This is a genomic window from uncultured Virgibacillus sp. (genome assembly GCF_947495635.1).
GTDB classification, from domain to species: Bacteria; Bacillota; Bacilli; order Bacillales; family Amphibacillaceae; genus Virgibacillus; species Virgibacillus salarius.
The window spans coordinates 1-20,018 of the sequence record NZ_CANMAB010000075.1; the positions used below are offsets into that span (position 1 = coordinate 1).

General features: G+C 36.5%; 24 protein-coding genes. 2 read left to right on the forward strand and 22 right to left on the reverse strand.

Annotated elements, in window-relative coordinates:
• Nucleotides 1-162: 162 nt before the first annotated feature.
• From Q1A47_RS14745 to Q1A47_RS14835, 19 genes are all read right to left on the reverse strand, one after another.
• The gene (locus Q1A47_RS14745) at nucleotides 163-303 is read right to left on the reverse strand and encodes a hypothetical protein (protein ID WP_162986482.1); all 141 of its coding nucleotides are present in this window, start codon (nucleotides 301-303) and stop codon (nucleotides 163-165) included.
• A gap of 84 nt (nucleotides 304-387) precedes the next feature.
• Nucleotides 388-1,917 carry an alkyl hydroperoxide reductase subunit F gene (ahpF, locus tag Q1A47_RS14750; protein WP_166530882.1) on the reverse strand — a complete coding sequence of 510 codons (1,530 nt, stop codon included), beginning with the start codon at nucleotides 1,915-1,917 and terminating at the stop codon, nucleotides 388-390.
• 12 nt (nucleotides 1,918-1,929) lie between these two features.
• On the reverse strand, nucleotides 1,930-2,493 hold the full coding sequence (gene ahpC, locus Q1A47_RS14755) for an alkyl hydroperoxide reductase subunit C (protein ID WP_026682015.1): 564 nt from the start codon (nucleotides 2,491-2,493) through the stop codon (nucleotides 1,930-1,932).
• Between the two features lie 545 nt (nucleotides 2,494-3,038).
• On the reverse strand, nucleotides 3,039-3,596 hold the full coding sequence (gene raiA / locus Q1A47_RS14760; RefSeq protein WP_026682016.1) for a ribosome hibernation-promoting factor, HPF/YfiA family: 558 nt from the start codon (nucleotides 3,594-3,596) through the stop codon (nucleotides 3,039-3,041).
• Nucleotides 3,597-4,073: 477 nt separating this feature from the next.
• A complete protein-coding gene (locus tag Q1A47_RS14765) occupies nucleotides 4,074-4,427 on the reverse strand; it encodes a flagellar protein FliT (RefSeq protein WP_026682017.1) in 354 nt (117 codons plus the stop codon).
• Nucleotides 4,427-4,828: a flagellar export chaperone FliS gene (gene fliS / locus Q1A47_RS14770; RefSeq protein ID WP_026682018.1), complete on the reverse strand. Its 402-nt coding sequence runs from the start codon at nucleotides 4,826-4,828 to the stop codon at nucleotides 4,427-4,429. Before fliS ends, Q1A47_RS14765 begins: the two co-directional genes overlap by 1 nt.
• Before the next feature lie 30 nt (nucleotides 4,829-4,858).
• Nucleotides 4,859-6,337, reverse strand: coding sequence for a flagellar hook-associated protein 2 (locus tag Q1A47_RS14775; RefSeq protein ID WP_026682019.1), 1,479 nt, complete (start codon nucleotides 6,335-6,337; stop codon nucleotides 4,859-4,861).
• 26 nt (nucleotides 6,338-6,363) lie between these two features.
• Nucleotides 6,364-6,726, reverse strand: coding sequence for a flagellar protein FlaG (gene flaG / locus Q1A47_RS14780; protein WP_226983542.1), 363 nt, complete (start codon nucleotides 6,724-6,726; stop codon nucleotides 6,364-6,366).
• 71 nt (nucleotides 6,727-6,797) lie between these two features.
• Nucleotides 6,798-7,016: a carbon storage regulator CsrA gene (gene csrA / locus Q1A47_RS14785; RefSeq protein WP_026682021.1), complete on the reverse strand. Its 219-nt coding sequence runs from the start codon at nucleotides 7,014-7,016 to the stop codon at nucleotides 6,798-6,800.
• Between the two features lie 3 nt (nucleotides 7,017-7,019).
• Nucleotides 7,020-7,469 carry a flagellar assembly protein FliW gene (fliW, locus tag Q1A47_RS14790; protein WP_121605681.1) on the reverse strand — a complete coding sequence of 150 codons (450 nt, stop codon included), beginning with the start codon at nucleotides 7,467-7,469 and terminating at the stop codon, nucleotides 7,020-7,022.
• A 15-nt stretch (nucleotides 7,470-7,484) separates the two neighbouring features.
• The gene (locus Q1A47_RS14795) at nucleotides 7,485-8,048 is read right to left on the reverse strand and encodes a DUF6470 family protein (RefSeq protein ID WP_026682023.1); all 564 of its coding nucleotides are present in this window, start codon (nucleotides 8,046-8,048) and stop codon (nucleotides 7,485-7,487) included.
• Nucleotides 8,049-8,115: 67 nt separating this feature from the next.
• A complete protein-coding gene (gene flgL / locus Q1A47_RS14800; protein WP_026682024.1) occupies nucleotides 8,116-8,985 on the reverse strand; it encodes a flagellar hook-associated protein FlgL in 870 nt (289 codons plus the stop codon).
• A gap of 9 nt (nucleotides 8,986-8,994) precedes the next feature.
• Nucleotides 8,995-10,521, reverse strand: coding sequence for a flagellar hook-associated protein FlgK (flgK, locus tag Q1A47_RS14805; protein ID WP_026682025.1), 1,527 nt, complete (start codon nucleotides 10,519-10,521; stop codon nucleotides 8,995-8,997).
• 23 nt (nucleotides 10,522-10,544) lie between these two features.
• The gene (locus tag Q1A47_RS14810; RefSeq protein WP_026682026.1) at nucleotides 10,545-11,039 is read right to left on the reverse strand and encodes a flagellar protein FlgN; all 495 of its coding nucleotides are present in this window, start codon (nucleotides 11,037-11,039) and stop codon (nucleotides 10,545-10,547) included.
• A 136-nt stretch (nucleotides 11,040-11,175) separates the two neighbouring features.
• Complete coding sequence (gene flgM, locus Q1A47_RS14815) at nucleotides 11,176-11,436, reverse strand: flagellar biosynthesis anti-sigma factor FlgM (protein ID WP_026682027.1); 261 nt, start codon at nucleotides 11,434-11,436, stop codon at nucleotides 11,176-11,178.
• An 89-nt stretch (nucleotides 11,437-11,525) separates the two neighbouring features.
• Nucleotides 11,526-11,936 (reverse strand): TIGR03826 family flagellar region protein, encoded by a 411-nt coding sequence (locus Q1A47_RS14820; RefSeq protein WP_026682028.1) that lies wholly within the window; start codon nucleotides 11,934-11,936, stop codon nucleotides 11,526-11,528.
• 43 nt (nucleotides 11,937-11,979) lie between these two features.
• Nucleotides 11,980-12,657, reverse strand: a complete 678-nt coding sequence (locus tag Q1A47_RS14825) for a ComF family protein (protein ID WP_026682029.1) — start codon at nucleotides 12,655-12,657, stop codon at nucleotides 11,980-11,982.
• Between the two features lie 4 nt (nucleotides 12,658-12,661).
• Entirely contained in the window at nucleotides 12,662-14,044 is a 1,383-nt protein-coding gene (locus Q1A47_RS14830; protein ID WP_121605939.1) for a DEAD/DEAH box helicase, read from the reverse strand.
• A 332-nt stretch (nucleotides 14,045-14,376) separates the two neighbouring features.
• On the reverse strand, nucleotides 14,377-15,219 hold the full coding sequence (locus Q1A47_RS14835) for a DegV family protein (RefSeq protein WP_166530881.1): 843 nt from the start codon (nucleotides 15,217-15,219) through the stop codon (nucleotides 14,377-14,379).
• A gap of 105 nt (nucleotides 15,220-15,324) precedes the next feature.
• Between Q1A47_RS14835 and Q1A47_RS14840 the strand changes: the two genes are divergently transcribed.
• Nucleotides 15,325-15,489 (forward strand): hypothetical protein, encoded by a 165-nt coding sequence (locus Q1A47_RS14840; RefSeq protein WP_299632415.1) that lies wholly within the window; start codon nucleotides 15,325-15,327, stop codon nucleotides 15,487-15,489.
• A gap of 644 nt (nucleotides 15,490-16,133) precedes the next feature.
• On the opposite strand, the gene Q1A47_RS14845 is transcribed toward Q1A47_RS14840, so the two are convergent.
• Together Q1A47_RS14845 and Q1A47_RS14850 are read right to left on the reverse strand one after the other, a co-directional pair.
• Entirely contained in the window at nucleotides 16,134-16,826 is a 693-nt protein-coding gene (locus Q1A47_RS14845) for a response regulator transcription factor (protein WP_026682032.1), read from the reverse strand.
• A gap of 120 nt (nucleotides 16,827-16,946) precedes the next feature.
• Nucleotides 16,947-18,086 carry a sensor histidine kinase gene (locus Q1A47_RS14850; protein ID WP_026682033.1) on the reverse strand — a complete coding sequence of 380 codons (1,140 nt, stop codon included), beginning with the start codon at nucleotides 18,084-18,086 and terminating at the stop codon, nucleotides 16,947-16,949.
• A gap of 162 nt (nucleotides 18,087-18,248) precedes the next feature.
• Between Q1A47_RS14850 and Q1A47_RS14855 the strand changes: the two genes are divergently transcribed.
• Nucleotides 18,249-18,884: a YigZ family protein gene (locus Q1A47_RS14855; protein ID WP_026682034.1), complete on the forward strand. Its 636-nt coding sequence runs from the start codon at nucleotides 18,249-18,251 to the stop codon at nucleotides 18,882-18,884.
• 284 nt (nucleotides 18,885-19,168) lie between these two features.
• On the opposite strand, the gene Q1A47_RS14860 is transcribed toward Q1A47_RS14855, so the two are convergent.
• A partial coding sequence (locus Q1A47_RS14860; protein ID WP_299632416.1) for an IS3 family transposase occupies nucleotides 19,169-20,018 on the reverse strand: 850 nt, incomplete at its 5' end.

Here is a 20,018-nt window from a genome sequence, read left to right on the forward strand (position 1 = left end):
CGAGGTCATCGTGATGACACTCTCTATCGTACCAAGAGGGCTTTTTTTATGCATCCGGACTCTGCTTCGATATCCCCCTCAAATTTCTCCCTTACAGGAATGCTCCTAAATCATTTGCCTTATTTATATCACAACACTGGGTATCATGACTAATCACCATTTTTAAATTTTAGAGTTAAATTCGACAAATAATTCAAACGAAATAAGCTGTTCGGATAAGATTTTAATGACATTTTCCAAGAATGCCTTAGATAATCTAATCCATTTTAAGATTTCAGCAATTTTAATTACAATTTTCGACATTGATCCATTTGTACTATCAATTAAAAGAACCTCTTACTGCCGATTGGTAGTATAGAGGTCCTTTTATTATTGGCTATTTATTTACTAATTCCGGATAAGATAGTCAAATGCACCTAAAGATGCGTTCGCTCCTGATCCCATAGAAATAATGATCTGGTTATACGGTCCATCCGTACAGTCTCCTGCCGCAAACAATCCCGGAACATTCGTAGCTCCGTGCTTATCAACAATGACCTCACCGATGTGATTACACTCAACCTTACCATCTAACCACTCCGTATTTGGTACTAAACCTATTTGTACGAACACACCTTGTAAATCGATATGTTTTTCCATACCTGTGTGACGTTCTTTATACGTAATCCCATTTACATTGTCGGTTCCTGTAATTTCAGTTGTTTGAGCATTTGTCAAGACTGTGACATTAGCTAGACTATTAAGGCGCTTTTGCAAAACATCATCTGCTTTTAATTCTTGATTATACTCAAGAACAGTTACATGTCTTACTACGCCAGCAAGATCTATTGCAGCTTCAATTCCCGAGTTGCCACCACCGATAACCGCTACATCTTTTCCTTCAAACAAAGGACCGTCACAATGTGGACAATAGGCAACGCCTTTATTTTTGAATTCCTGTTCACCAGGAACGCCGACATTACGCCAACGAGCACCTGTTGCAAGGATGATCGTTTTGCTGTTAAGGACTGCTCCATTTTCAAGCGTAAGCTCAAAGAGGTCTTTCTTTTTTAAGCTACTAGATCGCTGTAAATTCATTACATCTATGTCATATTCTTTCACATGCTCTTCAAGACTTGCTACAAGCTTCGGACCTTCTGTATGTTTTACACTAATAAAGTTCTCGATGCTCAGTGTATCAAGAACTTGACCGCCAAAACGCTCCGTAACAATACCTGTTCGGATTCCTTTACGCGCTGCGTAAATTGCTGCACTTGCACCAGCTGGCCCACCGCCAATAACAAGAACATCATAGGGATCTTTGTTAGCAAGCTCAGAGGCATTCAATCCACTGCCTAACTTAGCAAGAATTTCTTCCATTGTCATACGGCCACTGCCAAAAGATTCCCCATTTAAATAAACCGTCGGCACTGCCATGACATTTTTATCTTCTACTTCTTCTTTATATGCTGCGCCATCAATCATCGTATGCGTAATATTAGGGTTAAGCACGGTCATTATATTTAGTGCTTGAACAACATCCGGGCAATTATGACAAGTAAGACTAATGTAAGATTCAAAATGATATTCTCCATTAATAGTTTGAATCTTATCTATAACGCTTTGGTCTACCTTCGGTGGCCTACCACTAACCTGCAGCAATGCTAACACTAATGATGTGAACTCATGACCTAAAGGAACACCTGCAAATACAACTCCTGTATCCTCTCCAACTCGATTCACACTAAAGCTAGGGGTTCTTTCTAAAGGAGCTTTTTCAACAGTTATTTTAGTAGACATAGTAGCTAGTTCTTCAAGTAGAGCCAGCATTTCATTAGAAATAGCATCCGAACCCACACTTACTTTAATAACAATATCGTTTTCTAATAGCTGCATATATTGATTTAATTGTGCTTTGATATCTGCTTCAAGTACCATTTCGTGCACTCCTTAGATTTTACCTACAAGATCAAGGCTTGGTTTAAGCGTTTCAGAGCCTTCTTCCCAATTAGCTGGGCAAACTTCGCCTGGGTTGTTACGAACATATTGAGCAGCTTTAATTTTGTTTACTAGCGTGCTTGCATCACGTCCTATACCATCTGCATTAATTTCCACTGTTTGGATAATACCATCTGGATCAATAATGAATGTACCACGATCTGCAAGACCTGATTGTTCATTTAGCACTTGGAAATTACGAGAAATAGTTTGCGAAGGATCACCAATCATCGCATATGTAATTTTTCCAATTTTTTCAGAGCTATCATGCCAGCCTTTGTGTACAAAATGTGTATCTGTAGAAACAGAATATACTTCAGCTCCAAGCTCCTTTAACGTGGCGTATTGATTTTGTAAATCTTCAAGTTCCGTTGGGCATACAAAACTAAAATCGGCAGGATAAAAGCAGATAACACTCCACTTGCCTTTAAAGTTTTCTTCCGTTACCTCAATAAACTCACCATTTTTATAAGCATTTGCTGTGAATGGTTGTACTTCAGTACCAATAAGTGACATAAATAATCTTCCTCCTAAAATGTGTTCTGAAAAGAAATGAAGCTTATGCTTTCATTTCCTAAAATAATTCTAATCACGTACTTATTATTAAGTGGATGTCGTTTTTTGTCAAGAAAAACACTGTATATGTTCGAATTATGTCACATTAAAGAGCCTTTAAAGGTTTTATATCAACATTCTATGTATATGTAAGAATATTTATTGATTATTATTCTCAACTAAACTTATAAACTAGAAGGAAGTATAGTAGCTGTTGTTTAGAGGAACAAAAACGCAAGCGCCCCGATTAGAAATGTTGCTACTGGAGCGATTCAACGGAGATAAAGGAATTATGGTGTGCTTGCGAACCGATGATGACTATCGTAGAGCGATGCGTAAAGTCGCCTAGTTCCGGGTACTGAAGCAGGACGAGGCTCAACACACCCAGATTTATCTTTATAATTCCCAAGACTACGAAAAAGCCCACGAAGAAAATTTATATCCCTCCGTGGGCTTTTCGGTTAATTGTATTTTTCGATAACATCTTTTATATTTTCGATTCGGTTTTATGCATTCGGTTCAATTAATCCATATTTCCCATCATTACGACGGTAAACAACATTTGTATCTCCATTTGCTGCATTTTCAAAAACATAGAATGCATGTCCTAACATGTCCATTTGCAGAACAGCTTCTTCAGAATCCATTGGTTTCAAGTCAAATCGTTTCGTTCTTACAATTTCAATTTCATCAGATTCTTCTTCTAAAGCAACACTTGCTGCTTCTTTTTCTAATTCAGCAAACACATGTTTCGCTGCACCGTTTTGTTTAAATTTACGATTTACTTTCGTTTTATGCTTTCGGATTTGTCTTTCAAGCTTATCGACAACTAAATCGATGGCAGCGTAAAGATCTACGTGTTGAACCTCTCCGCGTAGTAACAGATTGGTCATTGGGATAGTAACCTCTATTCTCTGCTCATCATTATAGACACTTAAATTAACATGTACCTCAGATGTTGGTGGTGTATCAAAATATCTTTCTAGTTTACTTATTTTCTTCTCCACATAATCTCTTATTGATCCTGTCACCTCAAGATTTTCACCACGAATGTTAAATTTCATTAAAGTGTCCTCCTTTCAGCTTATATATATATTATACAACGTTTCCCAAGGAAATTCCTTTCTAAACTATTCAAACAGCAAATAAAACAGGGGGAATATTGGTCTATGCCTTGCTATTGCTAGAATTGACGGTTTACAATTTCCTTAAAAAATTTACAACTACTTCATACTTATTTCTCAACATAGTTAGAAATGTAAATAAATCTTAAAAAGAGAAAATAACTACAGTTGTAGAAATTTTCTCTTTTTCCTATTCACTATTCTATAAAGTGAAGCTTCCATCCGCTTTTTACTGAAAGAAATACGTACAAAGGCTTCATTCGCCACGTCCTGTGGCAACGCCTTTGTGACCTACTTCCATGTAGGCCCGAACCAATCGGACATTTACTGGCAGTTGATCCCTCACTTCACCATATTGGTTTTTCTTCATTGCTTGAGGTAGGGGCTTACTGCCAGTTATATGCGGGGAAAATATACCTAATTTTTACTATCCAAAAACATACCATCTTTGGACTGAACATTTTTATACGGATCACTATACTTTCTATTGGATTGTTTTTGTTTCTTTATTTGCTTCATTTCTAGCTTTAATTCATGAAATAGTTGCTGCATCTTATGTTGAATCCCATCATTTAAATCCACTAATGCTCGTCCCGTTTCCTTCTCCATATCTGAATAGGGTGGAGTCAATGCTTTCATCTGTTCTCCCCTTTTTTCAATCAGGGAATTTATTTGTGATATGACAGATTCACGATCCTTTGCATCGATTTTTTGCTCTAATACTTCTTTTAGTTTTATTGTAGTTTCATATAAAGGAGTTAATCGATTCATTAGACATGAGCACCTTGTGCATATTGTTTTTTGCGCGTCTCTAATATAACTTGTTTCCATGTATCTCGGAATTCGATAGTATAACCAAGTACTTCTTCTAATAAGGATGTATCATTTTTTATATTCGCTTCCTTTAACTGAAATAACATATACTCATAAAGTGGCAAGAATTGATTAGATATTTCAATTTTTGGATCCAAAGTGATCATTAATTCTTGAATTATTTTTTGTGCCTTTTGTATATTCGTATTTTTGGCTTCATAGTTTTTACTATCCAAATCCTTCATTGCTTGTTTTATAAATTTAATACATCCATTGTATAACATTAAAGTTAGTTCCGCACCAGAGGCTGTATTGACAGCATTATTTTTATATGCTTGATGTTGCTTATTCGGTGACATTTGGTTCACTCCTTAACTTACATTTTACATTTAAGCGCCAAACTGCGACATTAGCTGTGCTGACTGCTGATTCATCCGTGAAATTGCCTTTTCCATAGCTGTGAATTGATTCCAGTAACGTGTTTCTACTTTAACCAAACGATCCTCAAAAGCTGATATTCTTTTATCCAGATCTTTCATTCTTTTTCCTAATGTATAGTTTTCTAATGTATCTGTACCGCCACCAGCTTTTTCACCAATCTTAGACATTGTTGAACTTAATGCATCTTCTAAACGATTTACCAATCCACGTGATGCACCTTCATCGTTGTTAGTAAATAGCTTTTTCACATCTGCTGGATTATCTTGAAGTGCTTTCCTCAATTCTTTTGGGTCTACGACTAGCTTACCACCATCTAAGTAATTCTTGGATGTTTCAATTCCTATTTGTGTCAAAGAAGTATATTCTCCGCCTGTTTCAACCTTGGAGTACCAGCTCTGCCTTAAATTAAATAATCCTCCTGAAATAGTAGATTCTCCACGAAGCAATCCACTTTTTGCTCGTTCTTCCCACAGTTCGATTTCTTTATCAGACATTTCTTTCTTTTGTTCATCTGTTAACGGTTGGTAATCTCTGAATTTTTCCTCTTGTTGAGAAGAATTTAGCGCCTCGACCACTTCATTGTATTTATCTACAAACTTCATAATAGCTTCATAGGAAGCTTCTACGTCATTGGTGACAGTTAATTTAGCGTTTTTACCATCCGTAGTATTTTTAAATTCAAAGTCAATTCCGTTCAAAGAATAAGAATTGGTTTTAGATTCCATTACTAATCCACTGTTATTATACTCAAACTTAGCATTTTCTCCGCCTTTTTCATTCGCTACATCCATTTTTAGTACAGATTGTAAAAATGATCCATTAGCAAATTGAATCTCAGCACCATCAGGGGCTGTTCCTTGATTGTAATCACCTGTTCTAGTTGTCTCCATAATCACTTTATTCGATTGATTGTCATAAAACATTCGAACATTATTATCATCATTCGATACACGCTTCAGTACATCATTCAGTGTATCTCCTTCCTTTATCGTATAGGAGTACTTCTGTTCATCACCATTTTCATCAAATGTGGAAAATTCAACCTTGGTTCCATGATAGGAAGCGTCTAATTCCTCTGTTGGATCAATCGCAAGTTCTCCTGAACTTACATTAATTGCAGAGCTAGCCAACTGACTTACTTTGACTTGATAAGTTCCATTAGATGTACTCGGTGTAGCTGTTGCTGTAACGGCATCGTCTATCGATGAGCTTACTGATTTCGAATTATACGTATAACTCATTTTCATATCGTACATGAGGTTATCCAGCTCGGTTAATTTCTTATTAATTTCTCGAAATGCATCTCTTTTCCATTCAAGCGTCGTTCTTTCTTGTTCCATTTTATCTAATGGTATTCGTTCAGCACTCATTAGTTTGTTTACGAGTGAATCAATATCCATTCCACTAGCCAATCCGCCAATACGCATCATTATCTCTCCTTTTAAAATATGTCCTATATTTTCTCATCGATTAATATTCCCATGAATTCAGCCATTTCAGCATACATATCTAGCATCTTCTTAGGAGGTATCTCTTTTATAATTTCATCTGTTAATGGATTCACAACAGTGACATAGTACTCATTTAATTTTTCATGGTACTTAAATCGTAAATCTGTTCGCAATGGCTCAATGAAGTTATTCAGCTTAGAAATAGCTGTCTCTAATTGCTTACCTATTACTTCCTCTGTTTGATTTTGTTGTGAGCTGTACCCTTTGTTACCTTCGGATCTTTCCGACATTCTTACTTGGTTGTTACTCTGATCATGAAGCCGTGGATGTGATCCGGTCACTATTTGATCTAACCGCATACCCATATTACTTCCAACCCTTTTCTTTTCTTTTTATATCGGTACATTAGCAAAATTTATTAAATAGAGTGAAACAACTACTTATTTTTTAATAATTGTACTAACTCATTAGAGATGTTAGCAGCCTGATTATTTTCTTCTTTTATGTCTAAATAAAGCTCTTTGCGATAAATATCGATTGATTTTGGAGCACCAATTCCAATTTTTATTTGATCTCCATCAACAGCGAGTACTTTAACTTCAATATCTTCCCCTATTTGGATGGACTCATTTACTTTGCGAGTTAATACAAGCATCTTTTATTCCCCTTTCACTTTCGAAGAGTGCTTTGGTGAAATCGGTGCTCTTGTCGGATATTCATCTGTATTTATAATTAATTGCTTTCCTTTATTCTTAACAGAATTTATAATGATTGGTGCTTTTAAATTAATGGTACTAGAAGTAAAAGGTGCTTTTAATGTAACAATCGAAAGGACAACTACTTCCTCTTCACTAGATAATTGAAGTATCTCTATTATACTTTCATCCAAATTCAACGTATATTCTTCATAAAGATGATAAGGGTTTACTACAATAAAAGCAGTTTCTTTACTAGTAGTAGACTGAAGAATTTGAAATAATGGATTATCGGGAAAATCAAGCAAAACAAATTGTGTTTCATGATTAAATCCTGGTATTCCTGATGGAAAGTCAAGAACACTTGTTGATTCTATAGCTACCTCTCCAAAGTACTTCGTTTCAATACGCATATTACTTCCCCTCTCCTAAGCATAAAGATTAACAACTTCAATGGTTAAATCCTGGTACTGCTTCATACTTACCGCTACTTCTCCCTGTTTATAGTGGTGCTCCACTTTATTCTGTTTTGCTTCAATGATCGGTTTATTGGTTTTTACATCAATATGTACCTTTGATGGTTGATAATTGACTTTTACAGAAAAAAGGGAAGGAATAAAGGCTATCCCTAAAGATTTTTGTGGGGATTGTGAATTTTGTACAGCTTGATTCACTATGGAATCCCCGTCACGTTCTATCTTCATTAATTCCGTCCCCTGCTGAGCACGTCGTCCCATTCCTTCCAGAACTGCGCTTTTTCCTTTTTCGGCGAATTGCTCATTCCTTTTTATAATAGACATACGGTTCATATCAGCAAAAGCTTTAGTTTGGTCAATTTCCAGCTTGGAAGGAGTCTTTGTAATGGTAACTTCTGCTCTTGGCTGTTGTATTGACAAATCTGCTTTCGGCTGTCGAATAGTTTGATCGCCAGGAATCTGTTCGATTTGAATTTTAGCCATTTGTGAATGCATGCGTAGCTGAGGAAATTTCATTACTAACTACTTCCTTTCATTATGTACAAAAGCCCTGTCACCCAAAAGGGGCAGGGCTTATAAAATGTTAACGAAGAAAATCAATAAGTGAAGGCTGAATAATTCTTGAACCTGCAGACAATGCTGCACGATGTAAGCTTTCCTGTGTAATTAAATTGGTTATTGCCTCTTCATAATCTACACTTTCATTTTCAGCCATTGTTTTCTTTGCAATGATCTCTTGTTCACTTAGTCGATTTTCAACAAGCTCCAAGCGATTCATCCTTGCACCTAAATCTGCACGGGCGTTAACTATTTGATTAATACCAGTATCAAGATCTTCAATACTTGCTCCAATACCAGCTTGGTTATCGTTCCCAAGATTTTCTATGAAGGTATCTATTTTATCAAAAAGTTCGTTACCAAATACTTCTTCTCCATTTACGTTTGCTTGAAGTTCAGTACCAGCTGCAACCGGTATTTTTATTGGATCCGTATTAGCATTAAATCCATTTGTTGCGTCGTATGGGGGCTCTGTTGTATTCGTACCGTTAAATATATACTTCCCATTTACTTGCGTATTGGCTATATTAATTAAATGTTCCTTTAACTGTTCAGCCTCTTTTTTTATATTTTCTCGTTCTTCTTCATCGTAAGTACCAGTGCTAGCCTGAACAGCTAATTCTCTTAACTTTTGCATTGTTTGTGTTGCTTTATCTAAAGCAGCATCAGAATTGTCCATCCAGTTATGAACTTCACCTGTATTTCGCATATATTGCTCAGCTTCATTTACTTGGCTGCGAAAATTTATCCCTTTCATCGCTATTACTGGATTATCAGAAGGGCGATTTATTTTTTTCCCTGTACTTACCTGATCCATATATTGATCAAGCTTCGCATAGCTATTTGATAAATTACGGAGCATATTATTTGAAAGCATACTTTGCGTAATTCGCATTATTTTCCCCTACCTTCCAACAAGTCCCATACTATTTATGATTTTGTCTAACATCTCGTCCATTGTAGTCATGCTTCTTGCTGCAGCATTATAAGCGTGCTGAAACCTAATCATATTTGACATTTCTTCATCTAACGAAACACTACTCACCGCCATACGTTGATCTTCCACTTGGGAACGAAGAATGGCTGTGTTGTTCGTCATTCGATTTGCCTCTTGAGCTTTAACACCCATTTCGCCAATTAATGACTGATAGAAACTGTTGATCGAAGTACTCTCTCCCAATGGGTTTCCATTCAAATTCTTATTATTAAATACTTCAGCTAAATTCAGTGCATTTGCACCTTCTCCATCCGTATCATTTGTACTTGCAGCAATTAAATCTGGGTCATCCAAAATGTCTTTATTGACCGTAATTCCTGCCGCTCCATCTTTTCCATCTTTAAACACAAAGAAGTCAATTCCATCAGACCCATCAAGCGCTTTTCCGTTATGGTGAACCTTATTAAATTCTTCTTTTAACGTATTAGCTAGTTTATCAAGATCAGCTAGCATGTCGGTATATGTACCAGTTACATCCCCATCACCATCAAAATCATGACCATATGAATCTATGAATCCTTTTAGTGAGCCATTCGTATTCATTACATCTAATTGCTGACCATTGACTGAAATTCCACTCACGGCAGCATAAGAATCATTACCATATGTTACCTCTATTTCATTTACTTGCTCTTGACCAGTTTGACCATTGACTAACACAACACTTGGGTTAAATGGTTCCCCTTTTTCATTTACAACTTCTATCGTTGCCATACCATCAGCAATTTCTGGAGAGCCTTCGCCACTTTTGGAATAAGTAACTTTAATATTCATTTTATTAGAAAGCTCATCAATTAAACGATCTCTTTCATCGTATAAGTCATTTGGTAAGTAACCATGTGGCTCAAGCTCTTTAATTTGTTCGTTAATATTATGAATTTGCCTTAATAATGCGTTTGTTTCTTTTACAGATGTATCAATCTGGTTCTTCAAATCGGAGCGAATCGATGATAATGATTCGGATAGATAATTGAATGTCTCAGCTACTGCAAGACCACGGTTAGCTACTACTGATCTAGCACCTGAGTTATCTGGATTGACAGCTAAATCTTGTAAGCCATTCCAGAACTGATCAATCGTATGAGAGAGTCCACTATCTGAAGGCTCATTTAAAACTCCTTCCATACGACTTAGTGCATCTGCTCTTGCTGCCCAATAGCCAGATTTACTACTCTCAGCACGGTATTGATAATCTAAAAATTGATCACGAACACGCTGAACAGATCCTGCCTGTACGCCAGTCCCCATTTGCCCTGGTATTTGAGGTCTATTTCTAGAACCTGAAGGATACGGGTTCATGGTCTCAAAATTAACCCGTTGTCTTGTATATCCCTCTGTATTTGCATTTGATATATTGTGGCCTGTTGTATAAAGTGCAGATTGTTGAGCAAAAAGTGCCTGTTTTGCCATTTCTAATCCGTGAAATGTACTCATGTGCTACCTCCTAACGAATTCGTTTACGCTTTCGAGTCAAATACGGAACGTTTTGCTGTATCCGTGTTTTTTTCATTCTTATTTCCGTAATTAATATTGCGTATGGTTGGACTCATAACATCCAGTGATAGTTGTACAAATTGCATAGACTGATTTATTAAAGCGTGATTAAGCTGCTCTAGCTGTTTTAATTTCGTAATCGCCTGTGTTAATACTGTTGTCACTGTCGCTAACTCGTTTTTCTCATGACCATCTTTAGCAATTTCAAGTATGGTGGATATTGTTTTATCTTCACTGGCTACATCCATAGCTTGAAACCATGAATTTACAGCCTGAATTCGGTCCGCTTCTGCTTGTTCCGTTTTCCGAATAAGCTTCCTTTCTTTAACTAACAATCCCTGTAGTTCCTCTAAAGATCCTTTTTTTAATAGATCAGTTTTTAGTTCTGAAAGCTCAATCAGCTTATGGTGAAGGTCAACCAATACATCCATGGCTTCTTTTATTTTTTGCAAAGTCAATGACAATCCTCCCTATTCAGAACTTCATTTATTTTTTGACAGATTAGTAGGCAGTGAATTCTCTTCGTAACAGATAAATGCTCGATTCAATCATCATTCTCCCTGCCCATACCTTTTTACTACATTTGGTAGTGCTTTATTTTCCTGACCAAAAATCAATCATTTTTTCAGCTGTTTTGTCATAATTCACTTTATATTCTCCCGCTTCAACCGCTTCTTTTAATTTCTCAACACGTGCTGAACGAGCAGGATTCGGTTTTTCGTCTTCCTGTAATTGCTTTGCCTGATTAGAAATTTCAATTTGATCTTTTTTCATATCGTGTTTTACTTCCACTTGTTTGTTTATTTGTTGTTTATACGGATTATAATTAGGTTGATTCAATCCATTAATTTTCACTTCCACTCACCTCTTTTGAAAGCTATAACCGGTATCCATTTTATCATTATTAATATCGGTTGTTATACCGGAAAGTTTAAGGAAAAATATTATTTATCAAACATATAGTATGTTTTAACCTTGTCTTTTTTTTGTTCTTGTTTCATCCGCTGCTCATGTTCCTCATATCGCTGTAGCTCTTGTTTTAATTTCTCTGAACAACGTTGACATAGTTTTCCTGATGTAATGACTTCCCCACATTTTTCACACGGATATCCCACGTTCGGAAATTCGGTGGGTCGAAGCCTTTTTTCCTTCACAAACTTGATGATTAGCTCTTCATCAACTCCTGTTTGTTGAACAATTTCACTTAATGTCGCCTCTCGATTCTTGCGCTGTCGTAAAAATTGATAAACCTTTTGAAATGCCTCTTCCTCCCGTTTGTAGCAATTTTGACAAATATCACGAACTCCTTTTACAAATAAGTTGTCACAACGAGAACAATTTGCCAATTCAGCCATTGAAAATTCCCTCTTTTCATTTACATATATATTTTTTCGTACTTTAACCCCTAATTAAGGTAAAACCAAAAACCTCCGGACAACCATTCTCCTTTAGCACTTTTCCTGCATGTCTTAGCGTCGTTCCGGTTGTATATATATCATCGACAAGTATGACTGGTTTGTTAATACTTTTAGTAATGGTAAATGGATTTATCGACTGAATTCTTTCTTTCCTCGATTTTTTCGATTGCTTTTCACCTTCCATACGATGCAATACGAGTTCAGATTTAATTGGTAGAAAATCTGCTAAAATTTTTGCTTGATTAAAACCACGCTCTTTTTCCCTATCTTTGCTTAATGGAATAGGTACGGCTATCGCATGTTTTTTCATGGCAGCAAATGTAGGAGTAAACCCCTTTCTCACTGCGTCGCGGAATATATTGCCCAGTTCAACGTCTCCACGATATTTCCATTTCGCAATAAGTTCTTGCATAAATATATTATATTGAAAAATAGAATAATTAAAAACGAGTGTATCACGTTCCTTCTCCTTTTCCCACCTTTGGCAATCGAAGCATATTGCTTGATCACATTGTCGACTACATTTGTGGCAACGATCCCCATCAATTTTTTCTAACAGTGAGTCACAATACACACATAGTTTTTTTATATCTGGAAAAAAGAAATTTTGCCAGGTCAGCTGCTGTATGATTGGTTCGGAGCACCATAAACAATACAATTTTTTAAAACCCTCCCTGTTTATTCATTTCTTTTATCATTTCAACTGCTTTGATCATAGCTATTGTTTTACCGTCATGAAAGAAAATAATTTCACCGGTAGGATCATCAAAACTTCTTCCAGCCCGCCCTGCGATTTGGACAAGGGCCGCTTCATCGAATACTTCATGTCCTGCATCAAGCACAGCAACATCAACAGCTGGAAACGTAACACCACGTTCTAAAATAGTAGTTGTCAATAATACTTGGATTTCTTTTTCACGAAATTGTTTGATCTTCCAATTCCTATCTTCATCTTGAGCATGTACGCAACTTAATGCCGAGGGCATTATAATAATCCCATGCTTTAGAAAAAACGTCGTAAGCGATTTTTCAAATTTTCTCGTGATTTCTACCGTTGGTAAAAAAATGAGTAGCTGTCTACCTTTATTTTCCCTCTGTTGTATCCAGTGAAGTAGTGCTGGTGGTGGAGTTGAATATTGAAGGTTTTTTCTTAATGATCTACATAGTTTTAATTTTGGAATTGGTAGTGGATATCCATGAAATCTTATTGGGACAAAAGTATACGACAATTGCTTTGTTGCCATTTGTAATCGGAATTTCAATCTGGGTGTAGCGGTTAAATAGATGGTAGTGCTGTTTAGCTTCTTTGCTCGCTTAGCGGCAAAAGCAAGGGATGGATCCTTATGATAAGGGAATGCATCAATTTCATCGATAATTATTAAGTCAAAGGCATGTTGAAAACGTAAGAGCTGATGAGTAGTACAGATAACCACTTGAGCAGTTGCTAATTTAACTTTACTCCCCCCATATAATGCATCTATAGGTACAGTTGAAAATGCTTTTTTAATACGAGGTTTTAATTCTAGAACAACATCTGTTCGGGGGGTTGCTATACAAATTCTCATTCCATACCGGAGAGCTTCCTCCATTCCTGGAAAAAGCATCTCAGTTTTTCCAGCTCCACAAACAGCCCAAATGAGCAAGGTGCTTTCCCGTTTCTGTATAGTCTGTACAATGCGTTCTGCTGCTTTAGCCTGCGCAAGTGTTAATTCTCCGTTCCAAGAACAAGCAGCTTCATATTTTTTCCAAGTTGGTATGGCTCCACTCCATATATAAAGGCATTCAGATTTAATAACTTTTCCCATCTCAATACATTTTCTACAATAGATAGAAGCTTTATCAAGGCTAGAAAATAAAAATCTATGTCGATTACCACAACGCTGGCATTTCCAAGTAAAACGCTCACGTACTATTGATGGTACTGGAGTAATAAGGCGATGATTTAGGAGTGTGTGAAATTGTCTATCATCTAGAGGTATCTCTTTTCTTAATAGTAACTTTCCGGAGAGTAATAAGGCGATGGTATCTAAATGGAGAGCCTTCATTTGCTGCAAATAAAATCACTTCCTTTCTCTAAAAAGTATGGTTATCTAATTATAGATAAAGTGAAGCTTCAATCCGTGGGGGGGTTTTGGATTGTTAGGTGAACCAATCGGACATTTACTGGCAGTTGATCCCACTCTTATCCATAGTGGTTCACTTTATTGCTTAAGGTGGGGGCTTACTGCCAGTTATATGCGAGGATAAAGAAGTGGTAGAGGGTAATTCAGTAAAAAATGAATGATAGTTTTTATGGAGAAATTGAGGCTTTACGATAGAGCTATCCTTCCAATGAGTAGACAGGAGCTGCATATTAGGCAGCTCCATAAGTTGAAGCTTATTTCTTATACCAGCCTACACCGAGTGCACCTTCACCGAGGTGTGTTCCAATAACAGGACCAAAGTAGCTAATCGAAGTATCCATCTCTGGATACTTCTCCAAAAAGCTTTTTTGCAACGCAATGGCATCTGATTCAGCGTTTGCATGGATAAAAACAACTTTTAATTGCTTGCCTTCACCTGCATCCTCATCCAATAATCCTAGGATCCGATTAATTGCTTTTTTCTTTGTACGGATTTTTTCAAAAGGAACAATTATTTTATTAACAAAATGTAAGATTGGCTTAACCTGTAATAAGCTCCCTACGATTGCTTGGGCACCATTTAACCTTCCACCACGTTGTAAATTACTTAGGTCATCTACCATGAAATAGGCCCGTAGTGATGACTTTATTTCATCAAGGCGTTCCATAATTTTCGTTGGTTGTTTACCTTCTTGTATCATTTCAACTGCCTCTAATACATAAAACCCCTGTGCCATACAGCTTATTTCAGAGTCATAGGGATACACTTCTATACCTTCAACCATTTCTCCTGCACTTGCAACTGCTTGATACGTACCACTAATACCACTAGAAAGATGAATAGATATGACCGCATCATAATCCTTGGCTAATTCTTCTAATTTGGACGTGATTAACCCTATAGATGGCTGTGATGTTTTTGGAAGTTCCTTTACCTCTCTTAATTTCTCGTAAAATTGATCGGTTGTAATATCTATTTCTTCTTGAAAGGATGCTTCTTCAAACTGAACGCTTAAAGGAACCATATGTATCTGTTTTTCTTCACGAACATCTTTGATTATGTAAGCTGTACTATCTGTCATTACAGCGATTTTCATGACACCTTCTCCTCTTTACTAATGTTTTACGGTCATCAAATTAGTACTATTTGAATAATTTTCATGTGTTTGTAGTAACTGTTATATAAAGTGAACCTTCCATCCGTGGGGGGTTTTGTTTTTCCCCACGGATGGTTAGTACCACAAGGGTATGACCTAAAGGCCCTTAAACCAATCGGACATTTACTGGCAGTTGATCCACACTTATCCATATTGGTTTCACTTGATTGCTTAAAGTGCGGATCTTACTGCCAGTTATATGCAGGATAAAGTGAAACTTCCATCCGTGGGGGTTTTGTTTTTCCCCACGGATGGTTAGTACCACAAGGGTATGACCTAAAGGCCCTTAAACCAATCGGACATTTACTGGCAGTTGTTCCACACTTACCCATATTGGTTTCACTTTATTGCTTAAAGTGCGGATCTTACTGCCAGTTATATGCGGGATAAATCCGACATTGGTATTAATTCTATTTTATATATTTCGTAGCTAAAAAATAGCGTTTCAATAGTTTCTGTCATCTGCCCTGTTTCCATACTCTATTCACAAAAAGACGTCGCTACTAACTGCTGCACGTTAACTAGCACTAATGTTATATTACACTCATTTATTTTACATGAACCTATTAAAAAATGCATCAGTAAAGTGAAAAAAGCACGTGCATACTTCAAGTTAAAACGAAGGTAATTGGAGCATTTCTATGGTTCCTTTAAAGCTGATACAGATACTATGCCGGAAACTATCACCAAATGGATTCATATTCATAGAGCGAATGAATTATAATATACAGGACTTCGTATTAGCAAGCAAAAATATACGATAAAAAAATAACTCTGATACCTTCTTACGTAGTATCAGAGTAAACATCTATCATATATTAAAAAGGAAATGTAGCAGAACATCATGTGAATGGCTAGACTACTTCAACCCAACCTTTTCGTATCGCTGAAACAACAGCTTGTGTACGGTCATTTACATTCATTTTCTGTAAAATGTTACTAACATGGTTCTTAACCGTTTTTTCACTAATATACAGCGTTTCTGCTACTGCACGGTTGCTTTTTCCATCTGCTAACAGCTGTAATACTTGACATTCTCTTTTTGTTAATAAATGTAATGGCTTGCGATATTCAATACCATTTTCTGAAATATTAGAGGCATTTTCTTTAGCAAGTCTCCGATATTCCATAACTAAATTATGTGTAACTTTTGGATGAAGGTAGGAACCACCGTCACTAACAACCTTTATCGCATCAATTAATGCATCTGAATCCATTTCTTTTAGTAAGTATCCTTGCGCCCCTGTTTTTAAAGCATGGGTCACATAGCTTTCGTCATCATGTATCGATAGAATAATAACGTTTGTATTTGGAAAATAACGAACTAAATCAGATGTTGCCTGTACCCCATTCATATTTGGCATATTTATATCCATTAATACGACATCAGGATTATTTTCCTTAACCAGCTTAGCTGCGATTGATCCATCGTCGCCCTCTGCTACAACTTCAAAAGAAGGCTCAAAGTCTAATATTCTCTTTACTCCTTCACGAAATAGCTTATGATCATCAATTAATACAATACGTATTTTTCTTTCTGTGTTCATCGTTATGTTCCTCCTACATCTTATTCTATTCATTTACCCTAGTAGTTTACTATGATAGAACTATGTTCTCTCTTTATTTTAAGTAAGGTGAGATAAAACTCTATTTAACCTATTATACCGCTATGAGGGTACATAGGGAACCTTAATGGAGATAGTTGTACCTTTTCCTATCATGGATTTAATATCCATTTTTCCTTCTAGCATCTCTACGCGTTCACGCATTCCAATTAATCCAAACGACTTATCTCGCTTCATGGATGGGTCAAATCCCTTTCCATTATCTTTAATAATCATCGTTAAATTATTTTTTGCTATTTCAAGCTTAACCTGAATTAACGATGCTTCAGCGTGTTTTACCGCATTTTGTAGCGCTTCCTGTACGAGCCGAAAAAAAGCAATCTCATATTTCTGATTTAATCGCTTTTCTTCTCCCATAGATGTAAACTCAATTTTCAAATCGTTATAGTCAGAAATAGTAGCGACATATTTTTTTATCGTAGGTATTAGTCCTAAATCATCAAGCGCCATTGGTCTAAGGTCATATATAATTCTACGTACTTCATATAAAGAAGAGCGGATCATCTTCCTAACACTCTTAATCTCAATAAGTCCTTGATCGATATCCTGCTTACGGAAATTTCTTTCTACCAATTCAGAACGCAAGAGGATATTCGCAAGCATTTGTGCTGGGCCGTCATGTATTTCTCTAGAAATCTTTCTTCGTTCTTCTTCCTGTGCTTCAATAATTTTCAGACCAAATTCTTGTTTTTCCTTTGCTTCTTCAATCATTTCGTTCACTTGTCGAAAATCATCATGTAAATAATTTAGTACGACAGAGATTTTCCCAGCCAATCCTTCTGCTCGCTCTATCGTCTGATTTAAAGAAATCAACCTTCGCTCCAGATCGTCTCGCTTTTCACGTAAAACACTTTCTTCCTGACGCAGAACAGCTAGCTTTGTTTGCATGGCATGTGTCATTTCGTACACTTCTCGTATCTCATTTTCAGAATAACGATCAAAATATTTGCTAACTTCAGCTAACCGTTGTCGAGAAAATCGGACTTTTTGCTCGAGCTGATCCCCGTCTTCGATATGTTGCATTACCTTGACCTTTGTTTCCTTCAATTCCTTAACGAGATGTTCATGTTCATTTCTAGCTTCTTCACTAATGTTAAAAATTTCATCTTTGCTGTTCTCAACCACTTCAATCATTTCATTGATAATATAATCTAATGCTCTATCACTGATTTTCTGCGCCATCATTATCCACCAACCTATGTTATAATTATACGCACATATTAATATTTTTTATAGGGTCTTTTTGCATACTTAGTGATTATTTATTGTGAAACTTTTTTCTTATGGTATGTTAATTTTTATATCCCTTATTCTATCATGCTTGAATAGGAGGAGTGAACACAGGTGCTAGATAGTTATTTAACAGTAAAACTTGAAGGTCGAGATGAGCTAACCATCCAAAAATCTCGTTTTATCGGCTACGTTAAGCGTGTAGAGACAGAAGAAGCTGCACAGTCATTTATCCAAGAAATAAAAAAGAAGCATCATGATGCCACACACAATTGCTCAGCCTATCTAGTAGGTGAACATGATCAAATTCAAAAGGCAAACGACGATGGTGAACCAAGCGGGACTGCTGGTGTTCCAATACTAGAAGTATTAAAAAAACAACACCTAAAGGATACGGTTGTGGTTGTTACCCGTTATTTTGGTGGTATAAAATTAGGTGCTGGTGGTTTAATCCGCGCCTACGGAAGTACTACTTCACAAGCGATTAAGACTACTGGTGTAGTAAAACGTCAACGGATGCAAGGTTTTTCGGTTACGGTTGATTATACGCAATCAGGGAAGCTAGAACATGAAATTCGTCGTTCCAAATATCGATTAGAGGGGATAAACTATTCAGACAAAGTAGAGTTTGTAGTCTTCGTTGAAATTGGTCAAGAAGAGGAATTTAAAGAAACGATCGTAGATTTAACAAGTGATCAGGCTGTAATGACTCCAACGAATACGATTTATATGGAAATAGATATGAATTGATATTAAGGAAGCTGAGACAAAACACAACTTCTTTACTCAAAATACGAATAATCATGTTATCAATAGGATTATCATCGCCGCACTGTGAAACTATACGCTCTTTCCGTGGGCACGGCCTCAGCTAACCTGGTAAAGAAAAACACGTTATCAAGCGGATCTTCGGACGCGTGCTGTTCCCGCCGGAGTCTCGCCTATTTCAGGTGCTAAATTATAATTTTCATCAAAAACGAACGATAATTAATTTTAACTAATTAGGTGGTTACCCCCAAAAGTTAGAGTTTATACTATGCAGCTGATTGGCTGGATTGCGTTCGGTACTCAACTGGACTCAGCCCAGCCAATTTTTCCTTTATTCGTTCATGATTATACCAGTAGATATATTCTTCAATCCGACTTTTTAATTCTTCATAGCTTACTAATTTTTCACCATAATACATTTCTTGTTTTAAAATGCCAAAGAAATTCTCCATTGGTGCATTGTCTGCACAGGTGGCTTTGCGCGACATACTTTGGAATATTTTATTTTCTTTTAGTGTCCGCACCCACTGATTGTGTTGGTAATGCCAGCCTTGATCGGAGTGGATCGTAGTGCGGTAGATTGCCCGACTCTTCAGTATCTCTATTAATTCTTTTAAAGGGGTCATGACAAGGTTTAATGTTGGCCGTTTTTTGATGTCATACGTAATAATTTCTCCGTTATAAAGGTCAAGAATCGGATTTAAATATAACTTCTCTTCGCCTAGACATTTGAATTCCGTTATGTCTGTTACTAACTTTTGAAGTGGAATAGATGTGTTAAAACGGCGAGACAATCGGTTTTTCGCCACTTTTCCAACGTTCCCCTTATAGGAATTGTATTTACGGGATTTCCGCATAAATTTCACACATTTTAATCCCAATTCTCGCATAATGCGATACACTTTTTTATGGTTGATAACATATCCTAATTTCTTTAGTTCTCCTGTAATACGTTTATAGCCATAACGTTCATGGAACTTTTTAAATAAATCTGTAATGATTTCTTTTAATACTGTGTCCGAATCTTCTCTTCCAAAATTTTTCACATGATAGTGATAGGTTGCTTCAGGAATACCCACAATAGGAAAAATATCTTTTAATCGGAATCCTTCTTCT